At 71.2% G+C, this 24,860-nt stretch carries 21 protein-coding genes; 7 read left to right on the top strand and 14 right to left on the bottom strand.

Going from position 1 to position 24,860, the window contains the following annotated elements; genetic code table 11:
• Window positions 1–282: 282 nt before the first annotated feature.
• Window positions 283–888, bottom strand: coding sequence for a TetR/AcrR family transcriptional regulator (locus BW982_RS10285; protein WP_254845572.1), 606 nt, complete (start codon window positions 886–888; stop codon window positions 283–285).
• A 106-nt stretch (window positions 889–994) separates the two neighbouring features.
• Between BW982_RS10285 and BW982_RS10280 the strand changes: the two genes are divergently transcribed.
• From BW982_RS10280 to BW982_RS10260, 4 genes are all read left to right on the top strand, one after another.
• Window positions 995–1,825, top strand: a complete 831-nt coding sequence (locus BW982_RS10280) for a sugar phosphate isomerase/epimerase family protein (RefSeq protein WP_076492945.1) — start codon at window positions 995–997, stop codon at window positions 1,823–1,825.
• Window positions 1,822–2,949, top strand: coding sequence for a Gfo/Idh/MocA family protein (locus BW982_RS10275; protein WP_076492943.1), 1,128 nt, complete (start codon window positions 1,822–1,824; stop codon window positions 2,947–2,949). Before BW982_RS10280 ends, BW982_RS10275 begins: the two co-directional genes overlap by 4 nt.
• Before the next feature lie 336 nt (window positions 2,950–3,285).
• On the top strand, window positions 3,286–3,747 hold the full coding sequence (locus BW982_RS10265; RefSeq protein WP_076492939.1) for a GNAT family N-acetyltransferase: 462 nt from the start codon (window positions 3,286–3,288) through the stop codon (window positions 3,745–3,747).
• A 154-nt stretch (window positions 3,748–3,901) separates the two neighbouring features.
• Window positions 3,902–5,422: an HNH endonuclease signature motif containing protein gene (locus tag BW982_RS10260; RefSeq protein ID WP_139327408.1), complete on the top strand. Its 1,521-nt coding sequence runs from the start codon at window positions 3,902–3,904 to the stop codon at window positions 5,420–5,422.
• A 286-nt stretch (window positions 5,423–5,708) separates the two neighbouring features.
• Here BW982_RS10260 and BW982_RS10255 read toward each other — a convergent pair whose 3' ends face one another.
• From BW982_RS10255 to BW982_RS10230, 6 genes are all read right to left on the bottom strand, one after another.
• Entirely contained in the window at window positions 5,709–6,440 is a 732-nt protein-coding gene (locus BW982_RS10255; protein ID WP_076492937.1) for an MBL fold metallo-hydrolase, read from the bottom strand.
• 133 nt (window positions 6,441–6,573) lie between these two features.
• Window positions 6,574–8,805, bottom strand: a complete 2,232-nt coding sequence (gene yicI / locus BW982_RS10250) for an alpha-xylosidase (protein WP_076492935.1) — start codon at window positions 8,803–8,805, stop codon at window positions 6,574–6,576.
• A 58-nt stretch (window positions 8,806–8,863) separates the two neighbouring features.
• The gene (locus tag BW982_RS10245) at window positions 8,864–9,751 is read right to left on the bottom strand and encodes a carbohydrate ABC transporter permease (protein WP_083696632.1); all 888 of its coding nucleotides are present in this window, start codon (window positions 9,749–9,751) and stop codon (window positions 8,864–8,866) included.
• Window positions 9,748–10,713 carry a carbohydrate ABC transporter permease gene (locus tag BW982_RS10240; RefSeq protein WP_076492933.1) on the bottom strand — a complete coding sequence of 322 codons (966 nt, stop codon included), beginning with the start codon at window positions 10,711–10,713 and terminating at the stop codon, window positions 9,748–9,750. The genes BW982_RS10245 and BW982_RS10240 overlap by 4 nt, the downstream gene beginning before the upstream one ends.
• On the bottom strand, window positions 10,713–12,035 hold the full coding sequence (locus tag BW982_RS10235) for an ABC transporter substrate-binding protein (protein WP_076492931.1): 1,323 nt from the start codon (window positions 12,033–12,035) through the stop codon (window positions 10,713–10,715). Before BW982_RS10235 ends, BW982_RS10240 begins: the two co-directional genes overlap by 1 nt.
• A gap of 115 nt (window positions 12,036–12,150) precedes the next feature.
• Window positions 12,151–13,167, bottom strand: a complete 1,017-nt coding sequence (locus BW982_RS10230) for a LacI family DNA-binding transcriptional regulator (protein WP_076492929.1) — start codon at window positions 13,165–13,167, stop codon at window positions 12,151–12,153.
• An 88-nt stretch (window positions 13,168–13,255) separates the two neighbouring features.
• On the opposite strand from BW982_RS10230, the gene BW982_RS10225 reads away from it, so the two are divergent.
• The 3 genes from BW982_RS10225 to BW982_RS10215 all read left to right on the top strand — a co-directional run bounded on the left by BW982_RS10225 (window position 13,256) and on the right by BW982_RS10215 (window position 17,807).
• A complete protein-coding gene (locus BW982_RS10225) occupies window positions 13,256–14,902 on the top strand; it encodes a helix-turn-helix transcriptional regulator (RefSeq protein ID WP_139327407.1) in 1,647 nt (548 codons plus the stop codon).
• Between the two features lie 149 nt (window positions 14,903–15,051).
• Window positions 15,052–16,881, top strand: a complete 1,830-nt coding sequence (locus BW982_RS10220; protein WP_076492925.1) for an AMP-dependent synthetase/ligase — start codon at window positions 15,052–15,054, stop codon at window positions 16,879–16,881.
• Window positions 16,878–17,807, top strand: coding sequence for a DUF1295 domain-containing protein (locus BW982_RS10215; RefSeq protein ID WP_076492923.1), 930 nt, complete (start codon window positions 16,878–16,880; stop codon window positions 17,805–17,807). The genes BW982_RS10220 and BW982_RS10215 overlap by 4 nt, the downstream gene beginning before the upstream one ends.
• Window positions 17,808–17,826: 19 nt before the next feature.
• Here the strand turns inward: BW982_RS10215 and BW982_RS10210 are convergent, their stop codons facing one another.
• From BW982_RS10210 to BW982_RS10185, 7 genes are read right to left on the bottom strand one after another with little or no spacing between them, the layout of a single operon-like run.
• A complete protein-coding gene (locus BW982_RS10210; RefSeq protein WP_254845571.1) occupies window positions 17,827–19,632 on the bottom strand; it encodes an ABC transporter ATP-binding protein in 1,806 nt (601 codons plus the stop codon).
• Window positions 19,629–20,768: an ABC transporter permease family protein gene (locus BW982_RS10205; protein ID WP_076492921.1), complete on the bottom strand. Its 1,140-nt coding sequence runs from the start codon at window positions 20,766–20,768 to the stop codon at window positions 19,629–19,631. The genes BW982_RS10210 and BW982_RS10205 overlap by 4 nt, the downstream gene beginning before the upstream one ends.
• Window positions 20,765–21,469 carry an ABC transporter ATP-binding protein gene (locus BW982_RS18240; RefSeq protein ID WP_076492918.1) on the bottom strand — a complete coding sequence of 235 codons (705 nt, stop codon included), beginning with the start codon at window positions 21,467–21,469 and terminating at the stop codon, window positions 20,765–20,767. Before BW982_RS18240 ends, BW982_RS10205 begins: the two co-directional genes overlap by 4 nt.
• Complete coding sequence (locus BW982_RS10195; RefSeq protein WP_076492915.1) at window positions 21,466–22,284, bottom strand: class I SAM-dependent methyltransferase; 819 nt, start codon at window positions 22,282–22,284, stop codon at window positions 21,466–21,468. The genes BW982_RS18240 and BW982_RS10195 overlap by 4 nt, the downstream gene beginning before the upstream one ends.
• A complete protein-coding gene (locus tag BW982_RS18600; RefSeq protein WP_303046684.1) occupies window positions 22,281–22,409 on the bottom strand; it encodes a hypothetical protein in 129 nt (42 codons plus the stop codon). The genes BW982_RS10195 and BW982_RS18600 overlap by 4 nt, the downstream gene beginning before the upstream one ends.
• A gap of 11 nt (window positions 22,410–22,420) precedes the next feature.
• A complete protein-coding gene (locus BW982_RS10190; RefSeq protein WP_076492912.1) occupies window positions 22,421–22,990 on the bottom strand; it encodes a hypothetical protein in 570 nt (189 codons plus the stop codon).
• Window positions 22,990–24,831 (bottom strand): alpha/beta fold hydrolase, encoded by a 1,842-nt coding sequence (locus tag BW982_RS10185; protein WP_076492908.1) that lies wholly within the window; start codon window positions 24,829–24,831, stop codon window positions 22,990–22,992. The genes BW982_RS10190 and BW982_RS10185 overlap by 1 nt, the downstream gene beginning before the upstream one ends.
• Window positions 24,832–24,860 lie beyond the last annotated feature (29 nt).

The following is a 24,860-nucleotide window of genomic DNA, read 5'->3' as shown; positions in this document are numbered from 1 at the left end:
TTTCGGCTGCCCCAGAGCCTCTGAAGCAGCAAGAAGTGGGACAAGGGGTGTCGGACCCGCAGCGCGCCTCCCCGCGCCGCACGCGGCAGGTCCCACTTGGCGCAAGAACCCGCCCCGGAACCTGTACGAAGTGGGACGCCGGATGCCCGCCGCCACCCCGACCCATCCGCCCCCACCGGACGCACTGCACCCACACTCGGCGATCCGCACGACCTCAGCGGCATCCGGATGCCAATGACAGAGGCACCGCGAATCACTCAGGTTGCGCCGGGGCGGTGCGCGTCACCCGCGCGGCGCCTGCAGCAGCATCCCGAACGTGCGCAGCGTGTCGCTGAGGCCGACGGACGCGTCGAGCAGCCACTGGATCTGCAGACCGTCGGATGCCGCGATGAGCAGCGCCGCCAGATGGTCGGCCGACACGTCGTCGCGGATCCGCCCCTCGGCCTGCTGCGCGCGGAACGTCTCGCCGAGTTCGGCGCGCAGCCGCTCGAATCGCGTCGTGAAGTAGTCCTTGCCGACGCCGCTGTCGACCTCGAGCGCGGCGGCGACGAGCGTGGAGTAGAGCTGCACGAACCCCGGAACCTCGACGTTCGCGGTCGCGGCGGCGATCATGCCTTCGACGCCCCCGTCCACCGGATGCGCCGCCTCCGCCTCGGCCTGCTTCGCGGCGGCGTGGTCGTAGACCGCGACGAGGAGTTGCTCGCGCGAGTCGAAGTAGTGCAGGAGCGCGGCGTGCGAGACGCCGATCGACTCGGCGATGCGCCGCAGCGACGTCCCGTCCGCGCCGCGGCGACGGAACACCTCGATCGCCCGGTCGAGGATCTCCTGACGTCGCTCGACACCTCGCCGCCGCTGCCCGGGGCGGCCGATCGTGGCATCCTCGCTCATCCGCCCACCTTCTCGCATCCGTCGGGACTAGCGTAACCTCCACATGGAGGTTAGAGTGACGGCACGGCCCCTTCGGCCCTCAACGACGATCTGTAGAAGGACTCCGATGACCACCTCCCTCCCCGAAGCCTCGGTGCAGCTGTACACGCTGGCATCCGAGTTCTCGGCCGACATGTCGGGCTCGCTCGACAAGCTCGCCGCCCTCGGCCTCCGCAACGTCGAGGCGTTCGCGTTCGTCGACCGCCCCGCCGAGATCCGCGCGGCCCTGGATGCCAGCGGCCTGGCCTCCCCCACCGGCCACGCCCCGCTGCTCAGCGACGAACTGTGGACGCCCGACGGCTCGATCCCCACGCCCGCACCCGAGGTCGTGTTCGAGGCCGCAGCCACGATCGGCATCCAGACGGTCATCGACCCGTTCGTCTCGGCCGACCGCTGGCTCACCGAGGACGGCGTCGCCGACATCGCCGAGCGCCTCAACCGCGCCGCCGACGTCGCCGCGACGTTCGGCTTGAGCGTCGGCTACCACAACCACGCGCAGGAGTTCGTGGCCGACTTCGACGGGCAGACCGCCTACGACCGCTTCGTGTCGCTCACCGACGCGCGCGTGCAGCTCGAGCTCGACCTGTTCTGGGCGCTCACCGGCGGCCAGGACGTGCCCGCCCTCGTCGCGAAGCTCGGCGACCGCCTCACGGCCGTGCACGTCAAGGACGGCGTCGTCCCGGCATCCAACCCCTGGGGTCCGGACGCCGCCGAGCTGTCGACCGCGACGCTCGACCAGCGCCACGCCGGCACCGCCGACGTCCCGCTCGCCGAGTCGCTCCGCGCGGGCAGCGGCATCCGCTACGCCGTGATCGAGTACGACCGCGCCCCCGGCAACGTGTTCGCCGACATCGCCGCGAGCCTGGCGTTCCTCAAGGACGGCGGGTTCGTCGCATGACCCGGCCTCTCGGAGTCGGCGTCATCGGCGCCGGCGTCATCAGCCAGACGTACCTCGAGAACCTCACGTCGTTCCCCGACGTGAACGTCGTCGCCGTGGGCGACCTGTTGCCCGACCGCGCGCGGGCGAAGGCCGAGGAGCACGGCGTCCCCTCCGCCGGCACGCCCGATGACGTCCTGGCGAACCCCGACGTCGATCTGGTCGTGAACCTCACGATCCCGCAGGTGCACGTCGAAGTGTCGTCGGCCGCCATCGCCGCGGGCAAGCACGTCTGGACCGAGAAGCCGATCGGCCTCGACCGCGACGCGACCCGCGCCCTCCTCGCGCAGGCGGATGCCGCGGGCCTGCGCATCGGCTCCGCGCCCGACACCCTGCTCGGACCGGGATTCCAGTCCGCCAAGCGCGCGATCCAGAAGGGCGTCATCGGCGAGCCGATGTTCGTGCAGACGTCGTTCCAGACGCAGGGCCCCGACCTGTGGCATCCGGATCCCGAGTTCCTGTTCGCCCGCGGTGCGGGTCCGCTGCTCGACATGGGTCCGTACTACTTCTCGGCCCTGGTGAGCCTGCTCGGTCCGATCGCCGCGGTGACCGCGCGCGGCTCGCGCCCGCGCCTCGAGCGCACGATCCACGCCGGACCCCGCGCGGGCGAGACGTTCCCGGTGGAGGTCCCCTCGAGCATCCAGGTGCTGTCGTCGTTCGCGGGCGGCCAGCACGGCACGCACCTGATGAGCTTCGACTCCGCGCTCGAGCGCCACGGCGTGCTCGAGATCCATGGCACCGAGGGCTCGATCGTGCTGCCGGACCCCAACCGCTTCGACGGCCGCATCGCGTACGTGAAGCCGCTGGGCGTCATCCGCGACGGCATGCGCTTCGAGCAGGAGTGGGTCGAGATCCCCAACGAGGGCACCGTCGTCGGCCGCGGCATGGGCGTGCTCGACATGGCCCGCTCGATCGCCGCCGACCGTCCGCACATCGCCACGGGCGAGCTCGGATTCCACGTGCTCGACGTCATGCTGTCGGCCGAGGAGTCGTCCGCCACCGGCCAGACGCTCGAGATCGGCAGCACCGTGGCCCCCGTGCCGCTGCTCGACGAGGGCTTCGACCCCTTCGCGTCGACGCTCTGACGCGCACACTTCCGCCCCGTGGTGTCCTGTGGATGCCACGGGGCGGTGGTGTTCTCGGGGCGCGAGGGGTGGGGCGGCGGGGTCGGGCGGTGTCCCGGCGGCGAGGGGGGGCGGGGCCGGGCGGGCTCGGGGGCTCGGGGCCCCGGCTCGGCTCGGGCTCGGGCTCGGGGCTCGGCTCGGGCTCGGGCTCGGGCTCGGGCTCGGGCTCGGGCTCGGTGTCCAAGACACGCGGACGGGATGCCATGGCATCCGCGTGTCCTGGACACCCGACGCCGCACGAGCGAGGGCGCCGGGCCCGGTCACAGGTCCGCCACGGCAGGGTGCTTGACTGAGGGGGTGGATCTCGAGCGGTGCGGGCCGGACGATATCGAGGCACTCACGGCGTTCCTCGGCGAGGTGGATCTCACGCGGAGCGGCCTGGATGCCGCGAGCGTGCGGCTCTGGCTCGAGCACGACGGCGCGGGCGTGATCGTCGGCAGCACCGGGTACGAGATCAGCGGCGACGGTGACCACGCGCTGATCCGCAGCGTCGCGGTGCGTGCGGACCGGCGCTCACGCGGTCGCGGGGGTGCCCTCGCGACCTTCGCGCTCGCGCGCGCGGCCGAGGAAGGCGCGCGCAGGGCGTGGCTGTTCAGCCGGCGGTCGGGTCCGTTCTGGCAGAGCCTCGGGTTCGAACCCGCCGATCGCGGCGAGCTCGCCGAAGTCCTGGCCGACACGCACCAGGTACGACTCTTCCGGCAGACCGGCCAGTTGGCACGGGAGGTCGCCTGGTCGCGCCCCCTGGCGGCGGGCGAGTAGCTGCGGGAGATTTCACCCGATTCACTCTTTTCCCAGGTCATGTGCTGTTCCCGGGATGGCTAAGGCTCCTCCACAACGCACAGACGAAGGGATCCATCCCCCGTCGCCCGTTCGAGCCCGCTCTGATGTCGGACCCCCTCGCTAGCATGCAGACATGTCTTCAAAGCCACCTCCCGCACCACCGGATGACGGCGCTGCCGCCCTGTCCGCGGTGCTGAGTGAGGTGCGGGAAGTGGATGCCGAGGTCGCCTCCGCCGAGGCCCGGCGGGTGCGGGCGTTGGCTCGGGCGGGGCACCTCGCCCTCGATGCTTCCGCGGGGCTGCGGGCGTCGGCGCGGGCGGCGGAGCTGGCGCTGCGGGAGGTCGCGTCCGAGATCGCGGCCGCAGAGTGCGTGTCCGATCGCGCTGTGCAGGGGCAGATCGGGCGGGCGATGACCCTCGCCGACGATTTCCCCGTGACCCTCGACGCGTGGGAAGCAGGGGCGCTCACGCGCGCGCACGTGCGGGTGATCGTGGATGCCGGGCTGCCCCTGCCCCAGGAGCGTCGGGCCGAGTTCGATGTCCTCGCCGTCGCCACCGCCGACGGACTGAGCCCCGGGCGGTTGAAGGCGCGCCTGGCGGCGTTGGCCGAATCCCTGCAGTCCACCACCCTCACCGAACGCCACCGACGGGGCCGGGAGACCCGGTGCGTGCGGGTCGTGACCGGGGAGGACGGCATGTCCGACCTGATCGCGACACTTCCCACGGTGCTGGCGGTGGGGATCTACGACCGACTCGTACAGCAGAGCGCGGCGATCATCGACATGCGACGAGACACCCCGCGAGAGGGGCTGCGGTCTCCCGCGGGCACCGCGATCGCCGCGGACGCGCCCGGCACCGCGATCGCCGTGGACGCGCCCGGCGCCGAGGGTCGGACCGTGGGCAGCGGCGAGCCGGTGGAGGGCACCGCTGCAGGGCACGGCAGCACGGCGACTTCCGCACCCGCCCCCGACACCCGCACCGCCGACCAGGTCCGCGCCGACATCCTCGCCGACCTCCTCCTGACCGCGGCACCCGACGCCGACCCCACCCGCGCGGACGACGGCCCCGGTGTCCTGGGTGCGATCCGCGCGCGCGTGCAGGTCGTCGTCCCCGCGTTGACGATGCTCCGCCCCGGCGACGAGAACTCCGATCCCGCCGCCCTCGTCGGCCACGGCCCCATCGACGCCGACACCGCCCGCGGCCTCGCCGAAGCCACCCCCATCCCCTGGGACCGCGTCATCACCCACCCGGTCTCGGGCGCGGTGCTCCGAACCGACACCTACCACCGCACCGCCGCGATCGACCGGCACCTCAGAGCCCGCGACCGCCACTGCCGGTGGCCCGGCTGCACCACCCCCGCCGTGAGATGCGAGGTCGACCACACCCACGACCACGCCCTCGGCGGCCCCACCGACACCCGCAACCTCGCCCACCTCTGCCAGAGACACCACACCCAAAAGCAATTCACCCGCTGGAAAGCGAGACAGGTTCCGGGCGGGGTGCTCGAATGGACCTCCCCCACCGGACGCGTCTACACCGACGAACCACAGCCCTACGCACCCGCAGTCAGATTCCTGCCCGACGAGCTCGCACCACCCCCGCCACCACGCCCACCCAGCGACCGTGACAACGACCGCGAACCGGCGCCGTTCTGACGTCGTTCGCCAGCGCACCCGCGCGGACGCACGGGACTGGCGCGGCGCGGACGCACGGGACTGGCGCGGCGCGGACACCCGGGGGCTCCGCGCGACCACAGACGCAGGCGAGAGGCGAGCGTTGGGCTCGGCTACCCGCGGGAGCGTGAGGGTCGAGGTGTCCACGGAAGGACGCCGGCCCCGACATTCCCGCGCGAACGCGAGGTACTCGCGTGCGCACAGCCACGCGTACTCGGCATCGAGACGACATCCACCATGTCCGTGCCGATTCCGTTCCGTGCCGGAGCTACGCCAGCAGCTCCCGAAGCCGCTCGTACTCTTGGGCCATGCCGGGGTTCGCGCGGCGCGGGTCAGTCGACTCGCCGACCCGCCGCATGTCGGCGAGATATCGCCGGTCCGCCTCGAGCCGCGCGAGCGCATCCGTGCCGACGTTGCCGTGCCCCGGGATCACCACCCGAGCCGACCGCGCGTACGGCTCCAGCACGTCGAGCGCCCGCTCGTACGCGGGCACGTCATCCGGCCAGAACGGCAACGGCAGCTCGACATCGCTCAGCATGTCGCCCGCGACCAGCACCCGCAGCTCCGGCAACCACACCGCCGTGTGGCCGGGGGCATGCCCGTCGTGCACGACAAGTTCCACGTCGAACGTCGGGGAGCCGGCATCCACCCGCCCCATCAGCTCGACCAACTCGGCGGGGAAGCCCGCCCCGAGCGCCGCCACCAGAGCATCTCTTTCGAGACGCGCGAGCTCAGCCGTCCGCGCCGACGCCCACCGCGGCACCGAGCCGAACTCCGGATGCCACAGCAGGTGATCGTGATGCGCGTGGGTCGCGAATCCCTCGGCGACCGTCAGCCCCCGCTCCCGCAACGAGGCGACGAGCGCGTCGAGTTCGTCCGGCATCCACGCCGGATCGATCAGCAGAGCACGACCAGCCTCGACGACCACGGTCGACGTCGTCTGCATGACCCGGCTGGTGGCGACGAGCACGCCGGGCGCGACCTCGTGAAGGGCGAGCATGCAGCCAGCCTACGAACCCCGCAACACCTTCGCCGAGCGGAGGAGAAACGGGGAGGGGAGGACGACTGCCGCGGCATCCATCCTCCGCTCCCGTAATCTCCTCCCCAGCGGGGCCGGCGCCCGGGCCGCGCCCCTACTCCGTCACCTCCGCGCGGTCCACGCGGAACGTCTCCGTCCGACCGTCGGGGGCCGTCACGGTCACCTCGGCCACGCCCGAGCCTCCCGGGAAGACCCGCAGCGTCAACCCGTCCAGGTAGTCGTAGTCGGGCCGGTCCTCGCGCGCCCCCCAGGGCAGCACCGCGCCCGGCCGCACGTACAGCGGCAGCGAGTCGAAGCCGTGCGTCTCGCGACGCCACACTCCGCCGGTGACCCGCTCCCCCGAGAGCAGGTGCGTCCACTCCCCCGACGGCAGGTAGAACGTCACGTCCCCGGATGCCGAGAACACCGGCGCCACGAGCACATCGGGTCCGAGCATGTACTGCCGGTCGAGGTGCAGCGTCGTCGGGTCGTCGGGGAACTCGAGCGCCATCGGCCGCATCATCGGCACGCCGGTGGACGCCGCCGCGCGCGCCGCGGCGTACAGGTACGGCATGAGCCGGAGCTTCAGGCGCGAGAACTGCCGCGTCACGTCGACGGCTTCGTCGTCGAACGCCCACGGCACCCGATACGAGTCCGAGCCGTGGAAGCGGCTGTGCGACGACAGCATCCCGTAGGCGATCCACCTCTTGAACACGGCCGGGTCGGGCGTGCCCTCGAAGCCGCCGATGTCGTGGCTCCAGAACGAGAAGCCGCTCCACGCGAGCGACAGACCGCCGCGCAGCGTCTCGGCCATCGACGCGAACGTCGAGGAGTTGTCGCCGCCCCAGTGCACGGGCATCGTCTGCCCGCCGGCCGTCGCCGAGCGCGCGAACAGCACGGCTTCGCCGACGCCCCGCTCCTCGACGAGCACCTCGTGCACGGCCTGGTTGTACAGCTGCGCGTAGAGGTTGTGCATGCGCTCGGGGTCGGTGCCGTCGAAGTACACGACGTCGGTGGGGATCCGCTCGCCGAAGTCGGTCTTGAAGCAGTCCACCCCCTGCGCGATGAGGCGCCGCAGGTACGACTGGTACCAGCGCACGGCATCCGGGTTCGTGAAGTCGACGAGCGCCATGCCGGGCACCCACAGGTCCCACTGCCACGGCGTCCCGTCCGGACGCCGCACGAAGTAGCCGTGCTCGACACCCTCGGCGAACAGCGGCGAGCGCTGCGCGATGTACGGGTTGATCCACACCGACACGCGCAGGTCACGGTCGTGGAGGCGCCGGAGCATGGCATCCGGATCCGGGAACACCCGCTCGTCCCACGTGAAATCGGTCCAGTTGAACTCGCGCATCCAGAAGCAGTCGAAGTGGAACACCGACAGCGGCAGGTCGCGCTCGGCCATGCCGTCGATGAACGAGTTCACGGTCGCTTCGTCGTAGTCGGTGGTGAACGACGTCGTGAGCCACGTCCCGAAAGACCACGCCGGCACGACGGGCGGCCGCCCGGTGAGGGCCGTGTAGCGCTCGAGCACGTCCTTCGGCGTCGGGCCGGCGATCACGAAGTACTCGAGCGCCTCGCCCGAGACCGAGAACTGCACGCGCTCGACGTTCTCCGAGCCGATCTCGAACGACACGTGCCCGGGGTCGTTGACGAGCACCCCGTACCCGCCGGACGACACGTAGAACGGCACGCTCTTGTAGGCCTGCTCGCTCGAGGTGCCGCCGTCGGCGTTCCAGATGTCGACGGTCTGCCCGTTCTTCACGACGGGCCCGAAACGTTCGCCGAGGCCGTAGATCGCCTCGCCGACGCCCAGGTCGAGCTGCTCGTGGACGAAGTGCCGCGAGAACGGCACGCCCGTGTCGGCACCGGCGTTGCCGATCACCCCGGTCTCGACATCGGCCCCCTCGGCGAGGCTGACCCGACCGAGCGATCGGATGCCACTGCCCGTGACGCGCGTCCCGTCGACTTCGAACGACAGGTCCCACGGCGCTTCCGGTGCCACCCGCGCGGTGAGCCGCCCCGCGGTGAGCGTGCCGCCCAACTCGGTCACGGAGGCCGACCCCCCGCCCACCACCGCACCCGGCAGGGCGAAACCGACCGGTCGGCGGGCGCCGTCGTGGTGGACGACCCGCACGCGCACGACGCCCTCGAGCGGCGACGACAGCGTCACGGTGAGGACGCTGCGGTTGAGCACGTCGCCGCGTTTGGCGATGACCTTCGTCGGGGCGTGCACGATCAGCCCCGGCCCGTCCGGGGTGTCGGTGGGCGCGATGTCGTACGCCTCGGCGGCGTAGTCGACGGTGACACCCGGCCGCATGAGCCAGAAACCATCGGTGAACTTCATTGCGTGACTGCTCCTGCCGTGATGCCGCGGGTCGGCGTAGACGAAAAGGGGAAGACCCTCACTTCACGGCCCCCGCCGTGATGCCGCGCGTGAGCGTGCGCTGGAAGATCAGGAAGAAGATCAGGGTCGGGATGATGCCCAGCAGGGCCGAGGCGCTGATCGTGGTGACATCCATCAACCGGTCGCCCTGCAGCACGCTGATGGCCACGGGGACGGTCTGGTTGTCATTGGATGCCAGGAACGTCAGGGGGATCAGGAACTCGTTCCACGTCCAGATGAAGAAGAAGATGACGAGCACCGACAGGGTCGGGCGGCTGATGGGGAAGACGACGCGCCACAGGATCTGCCAGCGGGTCGCGCCGTCGATCGACGCGGCCTCGAGGATCTCACGGGGGAACGTGCCGTACACCGACGACAGCAGGTACGTGCCGAAGGCCGCCTGGATCACCGTGAACACGATGATGACCGACAGCAGGTTGTCGTAGAGGCCGACAGATTTGAACATGTAGTACAGCGGGTACAGCAGCGCTTCCTGCGGCAGCAGGTTCGCGAGCAGGAACAGCAGCACGATCCCCGTGCGACCCCGCACGCGCCCGATGCCGATCGCGAAGGCGTTGAGCATCGAGATGCCCACGGCCAGCACCGCGACGACTCCGGAGATGAGGATGGAGTTGCCGACCTTGCGGGGGAAGTCGACGCGGTTCCAGAAGTCGATGATCCCGCCGAAGTCGAGCTGCTGCGGCAGCGCGAGCGGACCCGACGTGGCGTAGTCGACCGGCGACTTGAACGAGTTCACGAGCACGAGGTAGAACGGCGCGAGCACGAGCAGCGCGCCGACGACGACGAGCGCGAGCAGCAGCCAGTCGACGGGACGACGACGGGTCATGCCACCCCGGCCGCTGCGCCGCGGCGGGCGTCCGGTGGTGATGACGGCGGTGGCGGTCACAGTCCGGCCCTTTCCTTGCGTTCGAGCGAGGTCTGCACGCGGATGAACACGATCGACACGATGACGACGACGATCGTCAGCACCGTCGCGATGGTCGCGCCGTAACCGACGTTCCGCTTGGTGAAGAACTCGAGGTAGGCGTAGTACGCCGGGACGATGGTGGATCCGGCCGGCCCGCCCTGCGTGATGACGTACACGGGTCCGAATACCTTCAGCGCCGCGATCGTGCAGGTGAGGGTGACGACGAAGATCTCGGGGCGGATGATGCTGACCGTGATCGCGGTGAACCGCTGGAACCAGTTGGCCCCGTCGAGTTCGGCGGCTTCGTACAGCTCGGGGTCGACCCGCTGCAGGGCGGCCATGAACACCACGACCGGGTAGCCGATCTGCACCCAGACCAGCACGACCATGAGCACGATGAGCGCCGACGGCATCTGTCCGAGCCAGTCGTACGAGGGGATGCCGAGGCTGCCCAGGATCTGGTTGAGGGCGCCGGTCTCGCCGGGCCGGACGATCCAGCCGATGACGATGCCGGCCACGGCGATGGGGAGGATCTGCGGCAGGTAGTAGGTGGCACGGAGGAAGCTGCCGACCTTGCCGCCGAACTTCCGACCGACGACGTCGAACAGCAGCGCGGCGACGGCGAGGCCGATCACGGTGGGGACGACGACCATCGCCAGGACCATCCACACCGAGTTGGTGAAGGAGGTCCAGAAGTCCTCGTCGCCGAGGAGCTTCACCCAGTTGTCGAGGCCGATGAACTCGGGGTCGCCGACACCGCGCCACTTCGTGAAGGTGAGCAGCACGTTCCACAGCAGGGGGACGATGACGATCACCAGCAGCAGCACGAAGCCGGGCAGCAGGTAGAGCCAGTACCCGGCGGTGCCGCCGCGGCGTTGGGGGATGGCCGGCTGCTCGGGCGGGAGCGCCACCCGAGCAGCCGGTCGGGTGAGAAGGGCCATCAGCGGAAGTCCGCCGTGCCTTCGTCGTACTTCTTGCCGAGGTTGGCGTTGGTGGTCGCCGGGTCCTGCGAACCGGTCACCAGGCCCTGCAGCTCCTGCACGAGCACGTCGTAGAAGCCGGGGGCGGGCCAGTCGGGGTAGAACGACAGACCGTCGTCCTGCAGGATGCCGTTGAACGTGTCGATGAGCTCCTTGCTCTTGGCATCCGTGATGTCGGCGGTGTCGGCCGCGACGGGAACGCCGCCGTTGTTGCCGATGATGGCCTGGATCTCGGGGCTCATCGTGATGTCGATGAACTGGTACGCGAGGTCCTTCTGCTTCGAGCGCTCGGGCACGACCCACAGGTTGCCCGACGATCCGAGCGACAGCTTCGACCCCGGGAAGGCCGAGAGGGTCCAGTCGAAGGTTGCGTCCGAGGCGAAGCGGCCGTACCACCACGAGCCGGACACGAAGATCGGCGAGGTGCCGTTGATGAACGAGACGCCGGCGTCCTCGGCCTTGACCGACGAGACGTCCTTGGCGATGTATCCCTTGTCGACGTACTGCTTGAGGGTGTCGGAGGCGTAGGTCACCTCGGAGCCGTTCCAGTCGACGGGGTTCTTGTACAGCTGGTAGTCGTCGACCCACGAGCGGTCGGCCTTCGACAGGGCCAGCTGGTACCAGAGCTGTCCGAGGGGGTATTCGGCACCGGCCTCGGCGAGGGGGGTGATGCCCTTCGCGACGAACGCGTCGAGCACCTTGGTGAACTCGTCGTAGGTCTTCGGGACCTCGAGGCCGGCTGCCTTGAACGCGTCGAGGTTGTAGTAGACGCCGACGAACTCGCCGTAGTTGGGCACGCCGTACCAGGTGTCGCCGCCCATGACGCCGTCGGAGCTGTACTTCGCCGTGGTCTGCAGCGACGGGGCGAGCTTGGCATCCCATCCGTACTGGGTGACGGCGTCGCTGATGTCGGCGATCAGGCCGGTGCTGGCGAGGAAGCCCGCGGTCGCGTTGCCCTTGTTGAACTCGAGGAGGTCGGGGGCGGCGTCGGTGTCGAGCACCTGGCTGGCGGTCTTCTGGATCTGCTCGAAGGACTTCTCCTCGACCTTGACCGTGGCGCCGGTCTGCTTCTCGAAGATCGGGATGGCGGCGTTCCAGGCTTTGGCCATCGCGCTGTCGGCGCCTTCGTAGTGCCAGAGCGTGAGGGTCTTGCCGGCGCCGTCGGTGGAACCGGCGTCGCCTCCTCCTCCGCTGCAGGCGGAGAGGGCGAGGGCGGCGACGGCGATCGAGCCGACGGCCGCGACGGTTCGGGTCGCGCGTCGTTGTGCGGTGGTGCGTGCCATCGTTGGCACTCCTTTCACTGTGATCCGCTGGGTTGGTGGGTGTCCGCTAGCGGGGGCGGATGTGTCGAAGCGTTTCGATGACGGGCGAACGACACAGGCTGTGGGGTGGGCGGGGTCAGGCGGAGCGGGCCGCGGCGACGGAGCCGCGGTCCAGGTAGGTCGGTGGGATGAGATGGAGACCGGATGCCACGGGACGTCCGGCGATCAGCTCGATCGCGAGGTCGACCGCGAGCTCGCAGGAGCTCTGGGGCACCAGCGGGATCGAGTCGACCGGGGTGGGCTGCGCGTCGGTGTCGAAGCTGCTGCCGACCGACACGATGGAGACGTCGCCCGGCACGCTCTTGCCGAGTGCGGCGAGTTCGACGAGGACGACCTGCAGCACCTCTTCCGGGGCGTGCAGCACGATGCCGGTGACGCCGGCGGCGACGAACTCGCGCACCGACTCCCGCACGTGGGCGCGGTCGGTGACGATCTCGCCGGATGCCACGGCCCGGGCGTTCCCCCCGCGTTCGGTGGCGCGCGACACGACGGCGGCGCGCACGCGGGGCGGGAAGTTCGACTTCTCGTACGCCCGCCGCGACCCGCCGATCAGGCCGACCTCGCGGTGCCCCGCGTCGGCGAGGCGGTCGACGGCCTCGACGGCCGCGCGCTCGAAGTCGAGGTCGACGCACACGAGATCGTCGTGGTCGTTCGGGATGCCGACGAACAGCGTCGGGGTGGCGCTGGAGCGCGCGATCTCCACGCGGGGGTCGTCGGGGGCGACGTCGAGCACGAGGATGGCGTCCACGAGTCCGCTCGCGGCGACGCGCTTCATGCCGGCCGACGCGTCTTCGTCGGTGAGCAGGAGCATGTCGTACTCCTTGCGGCGCGCCGCCACCGTCATGGCGTGCATGAACGCCATGTGGCTCGGGGCGTGGCTGTCGGCGCGCAGCGGCTCGGACAGCGCGAAGATGTTCGTCTGGCTGCCGGCGAGCATGCGGGCACCCGCGTTGGGGCTGTACCCGAGCTCGTGCACCGCGGCCTGGATGCGGCGGCGCGTCTCGACTGACACCGGACGCTTGCCGCTCAGCGCGTAGGAGACGGTGCTGATCGACACACCCGCAGCGCGGGCGACCTCGTCGATCCCTGCCATAGCGACTCCTTCGTTGCTGTCTAAGCGCTTCCGGGAAGCGCTTCGACGGCAAAGCTAGGCCACATCGCGCGCGAGCGCAAGAGGTAAGTTGGCGCAGGCAACAAAAGGGCGAGGGGCGCAGCTCGGAGGTCGGCCGAACCCGCAATGGTTAGCATGGGGGCGGGGGCTGAATCCGCTCTGGGTGAGGAGCTGCATTTCATTGGGGCATTCAGAGGTTTCTTCGCTGATTCAACGCGAAGAATGGGACGACCTTGCGAACTACATCGAAGAGCACTGGGTCGAGCTGACGCATTCGCATCGTGAGTCGCTCGTTTCCGCATTGAACGCGATGCCCGCTGCGCTGTGGAAATCGAATGCGCGCTTCGCCGCGGCACACGAGTACGCCAATTTCATTCCGGCACGCGGCGCTGCGCGGCCGACCCGCTACCAGCACGCGCCGGGTGCGGAGGAGGGCCTGCTCGACACCCTCGCCCGGCTGACGAGCCAGAGCGCCGGTGCCCGCATGGTCGGCCGGTTCGACGACGCCGTCGCGGCCGCAGAAGAGGCGCTCCGCGTGCTCCGGCAGAGCCCGGCGGCCGCCACCCAGGCCATCCGGCCCGTGCTGCCCGACCTGCGCCTCCAGTGGGCGATCTCACTGCAGCTCGGCGGCCGGCTGTCCGAGGCCGTCCGCGCGTACGAACGGGCGTACGACGAGGCGATCCGCCACGACAACACAAGGATCGCCGTCGAAGCGGCCGGGACCATCGCCTTCGACTTCGCGATCCTGGGAATGCCTACGCAGGCCCGGGAATGGCTCGCCCGCGTGCCCGTCTATGTGCATGACGGATCGGACACCGTACACGAGATGGCGGCGCTCGCGGCGGCTCTGCTGGCCACGCACGAGCTCGACCTCGACGAGGCGGGACGCATCCTCGCCGACACGCCCGCCGTCTCCTCGGAGACCTGGGCGATGCGCTTCTTCGCGGAGTCGTCGGTCGAGAGTATTCGTGGAAGCAACGAGACCTTCGCGACCACGCTCTTCGCTCTTCGCGCCGCCCACCCCGCCGCTCTCAGCGCATCGGGGCTGAATGACATCCTGCTGAGGATCGCCGCGGCCGAAGCCGCACTGCAGACGAACGAGCCGGCGCGGGCGGACATCGTCTTCGCCGATCTCGCGGCACGCGCGAGCACACTTCCGCCGGGCGTGCTCGAACCGCTGCGCGCGTGGCGTGCGATAGCCGACGACGACCTTTCGGCCGCCTTCGTCATCGCCTCCGGACCCCTGTCCGAAGGAACGGCGAGCCCCGGAGTCGCGGCTGAGCTGCGCGCGGTGCTGGCAGTGGTGCACCTGCGCCACGATCAGCGCGACGACGCGGTCGCCCAGTACGTCGCCTGCCGGAAGATCGTGTCGGACGAGCGTCTGTTCGACGTGTTGCACAGGGTCGCACCCGATGACCTCGACCGACTCGAGCAGCTCTCCGGTCAGCCGATCCCGCCCGCAGCGCGGGCTGCGCTCGCGTCGAGTCCGCCCCGGGTGCGCCGCCCCCGCCGGACCGCCGCGCGACTCACTCCTCGAGAGATCATCGTGCTGCGTCATCTGGTGCAGGGCCGATCGCGCGCCGAGATCGCGCACGCCGAGAACCTGTCGCAGAACACCATCAAGACGCAGACCACGTCGATCTACCGGAAGCTGAACGTAACCAATCGCGACGGCGTCGTGCGTGCCGTCATGGCCTCGCCCGGCCTCCTGCGCTGACCGCGCCGGGCCGGTGATGGCATCGCGGGCGGAGCCGCGACCCATCCGATCGCTCGGCCTCTCCGAAGACAAAAGATGGTGACGCACTTCGCGCACCGCAGAGCCCGGTCTTCGACCGCGTCCTGCACGACCCGACGTGGGAGCACGAGATGCGCGAATCGCACACGCGGGCGTTGGCATCGCTTGACGACGACGCCAACGTCACCGATCTGCTGGTCCGTCGCGCCGCCGAGGCGCCCGACCACGTGGCCTTCGAGGTGCCGCCGCCCGCCGGAGCCGGCACGGACGCCTGGAGCCCGATCACCACGGCGGCCTTCCTCGCCGAGGTGCGCTCCCTCGCGAAAGGCCTGATCGCCGTCGGCCTGGCTCCGGGAGACGCGGTCGCCATCATGGCGCCCACACGCTACGAGTGGGCGGTGGCCGACCTCGCGACGTGGTTCGCCGGCGGCGTCGTCGTGCCCGTGTACGAGTCGTCCTCGGCGTCCCAGGTGGCCGCGATCGTGTCCGACGCGCGTGTGCGCGTGGGCATCGGCGGGGGCCCCACGCACATCGCGCTGCTGACCGACGCCCTGGCATCCGTCGACGACACCATCGGCGTGTGGGGCATGGACGACCTCCCGGCCCTCTCCGCCCGGGGCGCCGGGGTCTCGGACGACGAGCTCGAGCACCGCCGCACCCGCGCCGGACACGACGACCCCGCGACGATCGTCTACACCTCCGGCACCACCGGCGAGCCCAAGGGCGCCGTCCTGACCCACGCGAACTTCCTCGGCCAGGTGCGGAACATCGCGGCGGCCTACCGCGAGGTCGTGCATCCGGAGGGCAACACGATCATCTTCCTGCCGCTGGCGCACGTGCTCGCCCGCGGCCTACAGCTCATCTGCATCGCCAGCGGCATGCGCATCGCCCACCTGGCGGATCCCGCCGCCGTGGTGCCGACGCTCGCGACGCTGCGCCCCACGTTCCTGGTCGTCGTGCCGCGGGTGCTGCAGAAGATCCAGGCCGCGGCGGGCGAGAAGGCCGCCGCGAAGGGGCTGTCGGGCGTGTGGGCGCGGGCGCGCGCCACGGCCGTCGCCGCCGGTCGACTCGCCGAGCGGAAGGATGCCGGCCTCCCCCGCCGCATCCCGCTCGGGCATCGCGTGCGTCACGCCGTCTTCGACGCCCTGTTCTACCGGCGCCTGCGGGCCGTGATGGGCGGACGGGTCGACTACATGCTGTCGGGCGGGGCGAGCCTCGACGCCGAGCTCTCGCTGTTCTTCCGGGGGCTCGGCGTGCCGGTCATCGAGGGCTACGGACTCACCGAGACCACCGCGCCGCTGACGGGCAACCTCCCCGGCCGGATCGCATCCGGCACCGTCGGTCTGCCGCTCCCGGGTTCCACCGTGCGCATCAGCGAGGAGGGCGAGGTGCTCGCGAAAGGCGTAGGCGTGTTCGCGGGCTACCGCGATCCGCGTCACGACGCCGAGGCCTTCGTCGACGGCTTCTTCCGCACCGGCGATCTGGGTCGCCTCGACGACGCGGGACGGCTGGTCCTCGAGGGGCGCGTGAAAGACGTCATCGTCACCTCCAACGGCAAGACGATCGTCCCCGTCCGCTGGGAGGCCGCGGTCGAGGCCGACCCGCTCGTCCAGCACGCCGTCATGGTCGGCGAGGGGAAGCCGTACCTCAGCGCGCTGCTGATCCTGGATGCCGAGCAGGCGGCCGCGTGGGCGGCATCCGCGGGTCTGCCCTTCGATGCCGGCACGCCCGCGGGCCTGCGCGCCGTGGACGAACCGCGACTGCACGCCCACCTGCAGCGCACCGTGGACGCCGCGAACGCGCTGGTGTCGCGCAGCGAGCAGGTGCGCCGGTTCGAGCTGGTCGTCGCCGACCTCGACGACCGCGAGCTGGTGACCCCGACCCTGAAGATCAAGCGGACCGTGGTGGTCGACCGCGCCGCCGAGACCATCGCATCCCTGTACCGAGGAGCCCCGTCATGAGCGCCCCCGTCACCACCTCCATCGGCTCGCCCGCGAAGCAGAACCGATCCGCGCTGATCGCGGTGGTCGTCGCCGTGCTGATCGGCGCGGGACTCGCCGTCGCCGGGAGCTTCTCGGGGGCGCGGGTGGCCGGCATCCCGGTGTTCGCCCTCGCGGTCGCGGCGGCGTTCGTGATCCAGTTCCTGGTGTTCATCCCCTCGGCGCTGCGCCGCACCGAGCGCTTCTTCGACCTCACCGGCAGCCTCACGTTCATCGCGGTGTCGGTGGCGGTGGCCCTGCTCGCCCCCGGCCAGGACGCCCGCGGCTGGATCCTCGCGGCGATGGTGGTCGTGTGGGCCGCACGTCTGGGGTCGTTCCTGTTCGCACGCGTGCACCGCGCCGGATCGGACGGCCGCTTCGACGAGATCAAGACGAAGCCGCTGCGGTTCCTGCAGGTGTGGGCGATCCAGGGACTCTGGGTCTCGCTGACCGCGTCGGCCGCGTGGATCGCGATGAGCGCGGATGCCGATCACCGGGCACCCCTCGACGTGTTCGCGATCGTCGGCATCGTCGTGTGGATCGTCGGCCTTGTGGTCGAGGTCGTCGCCGACCTGCAGAAGCAGGCGTTCCGCGCCGACCCGGCGAACACGGGCGAGTTCATCCGCACGGGCCTGTGGTCGCGCTCGCGGCACCCCAACTACTTCGGCGAGATCCTCGTCTGGGTCGGCGTGTTCGTCGTGGCCGCGCCGGTGCTGCAGGGCTGGCAGTGGGTGGCGGTGCTGTCGCCGCTGTTCGTGATCCTGCTGCTCACGCGGGTCAGCGGCATCCCGCTGCTCGAGAAGCGCGCCGACGAGAAGTGGGGCGACCGCGCCGACTACCGCGCGTACCGCGACAGCACCCCGGTGCTGATCCCGGCGCTGACCGCGCGCGCAGGCGTGCGGCGGTAGACCCGGCCCGGCCCTCGGCTCACGAGGGCACGGGCGTCGCCGCGTCGGCTCCATCGAAACGGTCGACGGTCTCCGCCCGCGCCTCGATCCGGAGTGCCTGGATCAGACCGCGGTAGAGGTCGTCGCGGCGCAGCAGTTCTTCGTGCGTCCCGGCGTCCCGCACCGAGCCCGCGTCCAGGACGACGATCTGATCGGCCTCGAGGATCGTCGACAGGCGGTGCGCGATCGTGACGACGGCACCCGTGGCCGCGGTCTCCGCGATGATCTCCTGGATCGCCGCTTCCGCCCCGGCATCCAGCTGAGCGGTCGCCTCGTCCAGCAAGAGGACGGACGGTCTCCGCACCAGCGCACGGGAGACCGCCAGCCGCTGCCGCTCGCCGCCGGACAGGCTCGTCTCGACCACCGCCGTGTCGAGCCCGTCCGGGAACGATCGGACCCGCTCGTCCAGCCCCACGGCCGTCAACGCCGACCACGCCTCGTCGTCGGTGCCGTCGTCGACCCGGAAGAGCACGTTGTCGCGCACGGTGCCCGGGATGACGGGCGTCTCCTGCTCGACGTAGGCGATGCGGGATCGGACGTCGTCGATGCTGAGGTGGGCGTACGGGATGCCGTCCAACTCGAGGTGACCCTCTCGGGGGTCCAGGAAGCGGAGCAGGAGCGAGAAGACCGTCGTCTTCCCGGCCCCGGACGGTCCGACGAGCGCGACGTGACCGGTGCGGGGGATGTCGATGGTGACATCGCGGAGGACATCCCTCGAGCCGTCGCCGTATGCGGCCCGGACGGCACGCACGGAGAGGACGGGGGCGTCGCGGTCGATGCGCCTCGACTCGGCGACCGGGCGACGAGCGGTGTCTTCGAGCTCGAGATGCGAGGTCTCGGTGATGCGGGCGGCGGCCGCCAGTCCCGCCTGGATCGAGGCGAAGGCCCCGGCGAGGGTCGTGATCGGGTCGATGATGTTGACCGCGTACAACAGGAACGCCACCAGACTCGAGACGGCGAGCTCGCCCGACGACACCCGCCACGCGCCGAGCCCGAGCACCGCGACGAGCGACAGCTGCATCCCTCCGCCGGCGACGGCCCACACGAGCGCGGAGAACCAGACCGAGCGGATCGAGTGGCGCGCGGAGTCCTCCGCGCTGGCCGTGACCCGGGCGATCTCCCGGTCCTCGGCCCGGCTGGACTTGATGGTCCGCAGCGCACGCATGCCCCCCTCGAGCGACGAACCCAGGTCGCCCATGGCATCCTGCGCGCGTTTGGTGGCCCGACCGATGCGCGGGAGGAACACCGCGAACAGGCCGCCCACCAGGACGAGGGCGGCGAGGGTCGTCAGCAGCAGGACCCCGTCGAGGAACGCCATCAGGATCACCGTTCCCACCAACGCGACCGCGCCGTTGATGAGCTGGACGACGCTGCTGGTGGCGGCGGCGCGCAGCAGGACGGTGTCGCTGGTGACCCGGGTGACCAGTTCGCCGGTCCGGAAGCGCTGGATCTGCTCGAGCCGGGCCCGGAAGAACCGCTGGATGAGGGAGCGTCGGGCATCCAGCACGATGCGCTCCGCCAGACGCCCCAGCACGACCGTCTGCGCGAACCCGGCGCAGGTGCCGACGAGCAGGAGGAGCACGAGTGCCCCGACCGGTCCGGCCAGGTCGATCCCGGCACCGAGGCCGTCGAGCACCCACTTCGCCGCGAGCGGCGTCGCCAGGGTGACCCCGGTCGCGAACAGGCCGAGGAGCACACCGATGCCGATGCCGAGACGATGGGGACGCGCGTACGCGGCGATCAACGCCAGACCGCCCGTGCGCGGACCCGAGGGACGCGGGCTCACGAGGACACTCGCGCCTCGGGCCGACGACGTCGGAAGACCTCGCGCCACATCGCCGCCGCATCATCGGTCCGGGTCGCCGCACGCCAGACGCGCAGCGAGAGCCACAGCAGGATGCCGATCGTGGCCGCCATCGCCAGGCCGGCCACCGTGGCATCGCCTACGTCGACGCGCCCCTCGGCCACCCCGACCGGCAGGAGCACGATCGAGACGGGCGGGATGAGGCTGGCCGCACCGATCCACGCCGCGTCCGGGTCGAGCACCGCGACGATCAGCACACCGAACGCCAGGAACCCGATGAGCTGCACGACGATCCCGAGCGACGCGGTCCCCCCGCCCCGGAAGAGCAGGACGAGCACCGTGGCGAACGCGACCAGCATCGCGATGCCCGCCGCGGCCCACAGCGCGAGCGGCACCGCGAGCTGCGCCACGCGGAGAGCCGTCTCACGTTCTCCGACGACGACGAGAAGCGATGCCGCGAGCGCGCCGAGGGCGCCGATCTGCACCACACCGCCGACGACGGCGGCGACGAGGCGCCCGCCGATGACCCCGAGCGGCGACGTGCGCGACAGCACGCCGTCGAAGAGTCCCAGCGTCAGGTCGCGCGACAGGGCGCCGAAGGTCCAGGCCGCGCGGCCCGCGATGACCGAGAACGTCAGCAGCGTGGCGACGAGGGTGAGGACGCGCGTGAGGACGGCGTCGCCGTCGTCGACGTCGAAGCCGTAGACGATCGCGGGGGCGGGTTGCGCGGCGGCGACGGCGAGCGCGGCGGTCGCGAACCGGTCACCGACCGCGCTCGCGCCGGCCGCCTGCGACGCCTTCTCCACGCGGACCTCGACGACGCCCCCGGTGACGACCACCGCCACGTCCGCGCCCAGTTCCGCGGGGATCGCGGTGGCGGGCTCGACGTCCCAACCGGGTTCGGCGGCCTCGACCGCCGCGATGACCTCCGGGGAGGCGACCGCGTGGATGCGCGGCGGTGCACTGGACGAGCCGACCAGCTGCGGCGCCAGCACGAGCAGCGCGACGATGACCGCCATCAGCGCGAACAGGGTCAGCTGCGCGGCGGTGAAGAGCTGCCGAAACAGATCCCGGCGCAGAACGGTCGTGAACGAGCGCCACGCGGCGGCGGCGTTCATGCCGCTTCCCCCAGCAGCTCTCGGAGGGACGACCCGGATGTGCCCACGACGTCCGACAGCGGCCCTTCGGCGACCGCCCTGCCCCGGGCGATGACCGCGACGCGATCGGAGATGGATGCCACGACCTCCAGCTGGTGACTCGAGACGAGCACGCCCACACCGTCGGATGCCAGGCTGCGCACGACGTCCGAGACCTGTGCGAGGCCGTCGATGTCGAGTCCCGAGAACGGCTCGTCCAGCAGCAGGTACCGGGGGTGGCCGAGGAGCGCGAGGGCCAGCTGCGCCCGCTGGCGATTGCCCAGGCTCAGCGCGGCGAAGCGGCGATCGCTCAACTCGGCCACGCCGACGCGTTCGAGGATCAGATCGACGTGCTCGCCGACGGAACGCGGCGGGATGCCGACGAGTCGGGCGAAGTAGCGCAGCTGAGCGCGCACCGTCTCGTCGAGGTAGAGTCCGCGCTCCTCCGGCATGTGCCCGATGCGGACGCGGTCATCGGGGGACATCCGGCGCCCGTCGACGAGGACCTCCCCGCCGTCCGGCTCGCGCAGCCCTCCCAGCAGCCGCATCGCCGTCGATTTGCCCGCGCCGTTCGGCCCGACGAACGCCGTCACCCTCCCCGAGGGCACGGTGAGCGAGTAGTCGGCGAGGGCCACGGTGTTCCGGTACCGCTTCTCGACCGCGCGGAGCTCGAGCGCGGTCACGACGTGCCGGCCGCCGCGTCGCGGCGCAGGGTCACGGCGTAGAGCGGCGACGACGGCGAGACGAACTCCCCACCGGCGAGACCGCCCGTCAGACCCGTCACCGACAGACCGGCGTCGGCGGCGAGCGCCTGCAGGTCGGACGGCGCCGTCAGGACGCTCCGCTCCAGGACCGAGGTCGTCCGATCCCCGTCCATCCAGGTCTGACGCATCCGCCAGATCCCGTCCTCGACGGACGAGAAGCACGCCAGCCCCGTCTCGTGCCGCGCGTAGGGGATGAACATCGAGGTCGGCGCCGATCCGATGACCTCGAGCACGAACGCCGGGGAGTGGGTCTCGATGACGGCCACGCCGTCGGGCGCGAGCATCGCCGCGATGTTGCGGAGGGCGGCGACCTGGGCCGCGGGGTCGGGCAGCATCGAGAACGACGCGCACACGCAGAAGACGAGGGCCGCCGAGCCCGAGGGGACGATGGCGTCGAGCCCTGCGCCGCTGAAGTCGCTCTCGTGCAGGTCGAACGGAACGTCCGGGTACCGCTCGGCCGCCTGCGCCAGCAGGGCGGCGGAGCCGTCGATGCCGACGAAACGCAGCCCGGGCTCACCGGCGAGCGACCGCGCGAGCGGGCCCAGCACGCGGGCCGTTCCCACGCCCAACTCGACCACGGCTCCGCGCCCTCCGGCCCGCAGGACCCACTCGCGCAGCGCGGTGATCTCGGCGGAGGCCTCGTCGAGCTCGCCGTAGATGTCGTCGTACACGCCGACGATGGCGGAACCGTACTCCTCGGAGATGACCTTCGCGGCGGACGGCGCGGCCGTCATCGTCCGCCGCCCGCGCCGAAGAGGCGCTTGATGGAGGCGCGCGTCGAGGGCGCGAGCCACAGACCGGCGGCCACGACGACCAGGGCGGCACCGCCGACGAGGATGAGGATGATGAGCGAGGTCATGGGGGACTCCTTCAGGGACCGACCGGGGACAGGGGGGAGGGGGCGGATGCACCGTCGGACGGCGCTCCGAGGGCGGGCGAGAGCAGCACGACCTCGGGCAGCACGGCGTCGTCGGATCCCGCGTGGGTGATGATCGCGAACTGATGGACGGGGGTCTCCCCCTCGACGCGGACCGAACGTCCGACGGTGGCGGCGATGGTGCGGTACGACGACGACAGCACGAGCTCGACGGGGTCGACCGTCACCGCCAGCTGGGCCAGCTCCGAGGCGTGGTCGAAGACCCCTTTGTCGGCGCGGCGACCGGGGAACCAGACGAGGTGCAGGAAGCGGCGGGGCGCCGGCGGGGAGGTCCGCTGCCAGTCCTGCCAGGTGCCGTCGGGGTTGCGCAGGCGGTGGAAGACCTCGTGGTCGCTGGTGGCGGGCACCGGCGCGAAGAACTTCCAGTTCGGGATCAGCCCGAACAGGTCGCGCCGCCGCATGCGGTCGAACGAGTGGCTGGGGAGCTGCGACAGCACCGTCAGCGTCAGGGCTCCGGAGAACAGCAGCATGCTGCCGCCCCGGACGAGACTGCGGATCTCCATCACGCGGCCTCCGTCCGCTGCACGAACTCGAGGATGCGGTCGGTGACGTCGCCGGCGATGAGGGCGTCGGTGAGCAGCGTGTCGTGGGTGGCGTCGAAGACGACGGGAGCGCCGTCGCTCTGCGTGCCGAAGGTGCTCGCGAGCGAGGCCTGGAATCGGGCCGAGTCGGGGTCCGCCATCGTTCGGGATGCCGAGATCACCAGGCCCTCGACACCGGGGAGGAGTCGGATCTCGGGGGGAGCGGCGACGTCCAGTTCGGTCTCGACCGCGCGCAGCTCGCGCGCACCGGCGCGCCACATCCGGCCGTCGCGGTAGTTCCGTTCGGCGTTGACGCGGAACGGGGTGGGCAGCCGTCGCGCCCAGGCGGGGTGATCCAGGAAGACTCCGAGGCCGGCCCGCACGAGCGTGCCCATCTGACGCTGCGCATCGCGCACGAGCTTCAACCCCTCCCGCTGCGACGCGGACTGGGCGAACTGCGCGGGGTGGGTGGCATCCAGGAAGACGAGCCCGGCGACGGCGCCGTCGGGAAGCGTCTCGGCCGCGCGACGGATGACCTCTCCGCCGTACGAGTGTCCGGCGAGGATCACCCGCTGTCCGGGGTCGGTCAGGGCGGTGACGAGGTCGACCAGATCGGCCACGGCATCCTCGATCCGGAAGGCGTCGCCCTCCGCCTCGCGGGAGGCGCCGTAGCCGGCACGGTCGTACGTGATGAAGTCGACGGATTCGGATCGGTCGAGGTTGCCGGTGATCCACCCGAAGTGGTCCTGGGTCGCGAAGAGGGCGTTGACCAGGAAGACGATCGTCCGATGTCCCCGCTGCTTGCCCCCGTAGGAGAGCACGCTCCCCCGTCGGGTGGTGAGCCGCGAGAGGTAGGCGGGGCCGTCGAGGACGCGCATGCGGCGACGCACGGCGTCGACCGCGGTCCCGGCGACGGCGGTCGCGAGGACGGCTCCCGCGACGAGGGGCAGGGTGTCGGAGCGGTCGCGCCCGCGGGACCAGCCCGACGTGGTGTACGCGATGGCGGGGTGGAACGCGGCGAACCCCCAGACGAATCGGCCGAGACCCATGATGACGCCGTTGGCGGCGTGGAAGGCCATCGCGACGGCGGAGTATCCGGCGCTGACGACGGGGCCGGCGACGTAGACCAGGGGATACGACGACTCGAAGGCGAGCATGCTCGCGGTCGCGGCCTTCTCGAGGCGCGGATGCCGGCGGAGGACCTTCCAGACCCCCTCGTGCCCGTAGGTGTGGGTGCGCATGACTCCCGAGACGGCGACGCCTTCGCGCCACGGGCGGCCGGCGAGCTTGACCCAGCCGGACACGCCGTACGACAGGACGCCCTGCAGCGACAGGTACCACAGGCCCGCGTCGACGGATTTCGCGTCGCCGCCCGCGCGGGCGAGCGCGGCGGCCGTGTGGACCTGCAGCGCGGCCTGGTCGGAACCGTCGCCGCCGTACCGGGAGCGCGCCTGGTTGATCATCCCCAGGACGCTCAGCCCGGCGTCGGCACCCAGACGGATGCCGTCCCACGTCCGACCGCGACCGGGGAGCAGCACGGCGATCCCCAGCGCGCAGCGCACCGCGTGGAAGACCTTGTCCGCGCGGTCACTGTCGAGGGCGTCGAGAACGCGGGCGACGACGGGCGCGTCCTCGGCGAGACCTCCGCGCAGCACCCGCCAGTCGTTGAGTTCGCCCGCCCCGGTGTCCCGCCGGGTGGAGAGGGCCTCGAGGCTCGCGAGCGCGGCGGTGACGGCGGCGAGCGACTCACTCGCGCGCAGAGCCCGCTCGCGCGATCCCGCGGCTCGCCGAGTCGCCGTACCGACCCGCTTCCAGACCTTCATGTCCCTCTCCTCCCGACCGGACGTTCCGT

Origin of the sequence: Microbacterium sp. RURRCA19A (genome assembly GCF_900156455.1) — a bacterium.
Taxonomy (GTDB): Bacteria; Actinomycetota; Actinomycetes; order Actinomycetales; family Microbacteriaceae; genus Microbacterium.
The sequence above is the reverse complement of the archived record's forward strand: the minus strand, read 5'-3'. Positions and strand labels throughout refer to the sequence as shown.

Coding starts and splice junctions, on each gene's coding strand:
- BW982_RS10215 (WP_076492923.1), top strand. CDS start 16,878: ATGAGCGCCCCCGTCACCACCTCCATCGGCTCGCCCGCGAAGCAGAAC.
- BW982_RS10235 (WP_076492931.1), bottom strand. CDS start 12,035: ATGGCACGCACCACCGCACAACGACGCGCGACCCGAACCGTCGCGGCC.
- BW982_RS10240 (WP_076492933.1), bottom strand. CDS start 10,713: ATGGCCCTTCTCACCCGACCGGCTGCTCGGGTGGCGCTCCCGCCCGAG.
- BW982_RS10230 (WP_076492929.1), bottom strand. CDS start 13,167: ATGGCAGGGATCGACGAGGTCGCCCGCGCTGCGGGTGTGTCGATCAGC.
- BW982_RS10280 (WP_076492945.1), top strand. CDS start 995: ATGACCACCTCCCTCCCCGAAGCCTCGGTGCAGCTGTACACGCTGGCA.
- yicI (WP_076492935.1), bottom strand. CDS start 8,805: ATGAAGTTCACCGATGGTTTCTGGCTCATGCGGCCGGGTGTCACCGTC.
- BW982_RS18600 (WP_303046684.1), bottom strand. CDS start 22,409: ATGACCTCGCTCATCATCCTCATCCTCGTCGGCGGTGCCGCCCTGGTC.
- BW982_RS10220 (WP_076492925.1), top strand. CDS start 15,052: ATGCGCGAATCGCACACGCGGGCGTTGGCATCGCTTGACGACGACGCC.
- BW982_RS10205 (WP_076492921.1), bottom strand. CDS start 20,768: ATGAACGCCGCCGCCGCGTGGCGCTCGTTCACGACCGTTCTGCGCCGG.
- BW982_RS10285 (WP_254845572.1), bottom strand. CDS start 888: ATGAGCGAGGATGCCACGATCGGCCGCCCCGGGCAGCGGCGGCGAGGT.
- BW982_RS10190 (WP_076492912.1), bottom strand. CDS start 22,990: ATGGAGATCCGCAGTCTCGTCCGGGGCGGCAGCATGCTGCTGTTCTCC.
- BW982_RS10260 (WP_139327408.1), top strand. CDS start 3,902: ATGTCTTCAAAGCCACCTCCCGCACCACCGGATGACGGCGCTGCCGCC.
- BW982_RS10255 (WP_076492937.1), bottom strand. CDS start 6,440: ATGCTCGCCCTTCACGAGGTCGCGCCCGGCGTGCTCGTCGCCACCAGC.
- BW982_RS10195 (WP_076492915.1), bottom strand. CDS start 22,284: ATGACGGCCGCGCCGTCCGCCGCGAAGGTCATCTCCGAGGAGTACGGT.
- BW982_RS10185 (WP_076492908.1), bottom strand. CDS start 24,831: ATGAAGGTCTGGAAGCGGGTCGGTACGGCGACTCGGCGAGCCGCGGGA.
- BW982_RS10275 (WP_076492943.1), top strand. CDS start 1,822: ATGACCCGGCCTCTCGGAGTCGGCGTCATCGGCGCCGGCGTCATCAGC.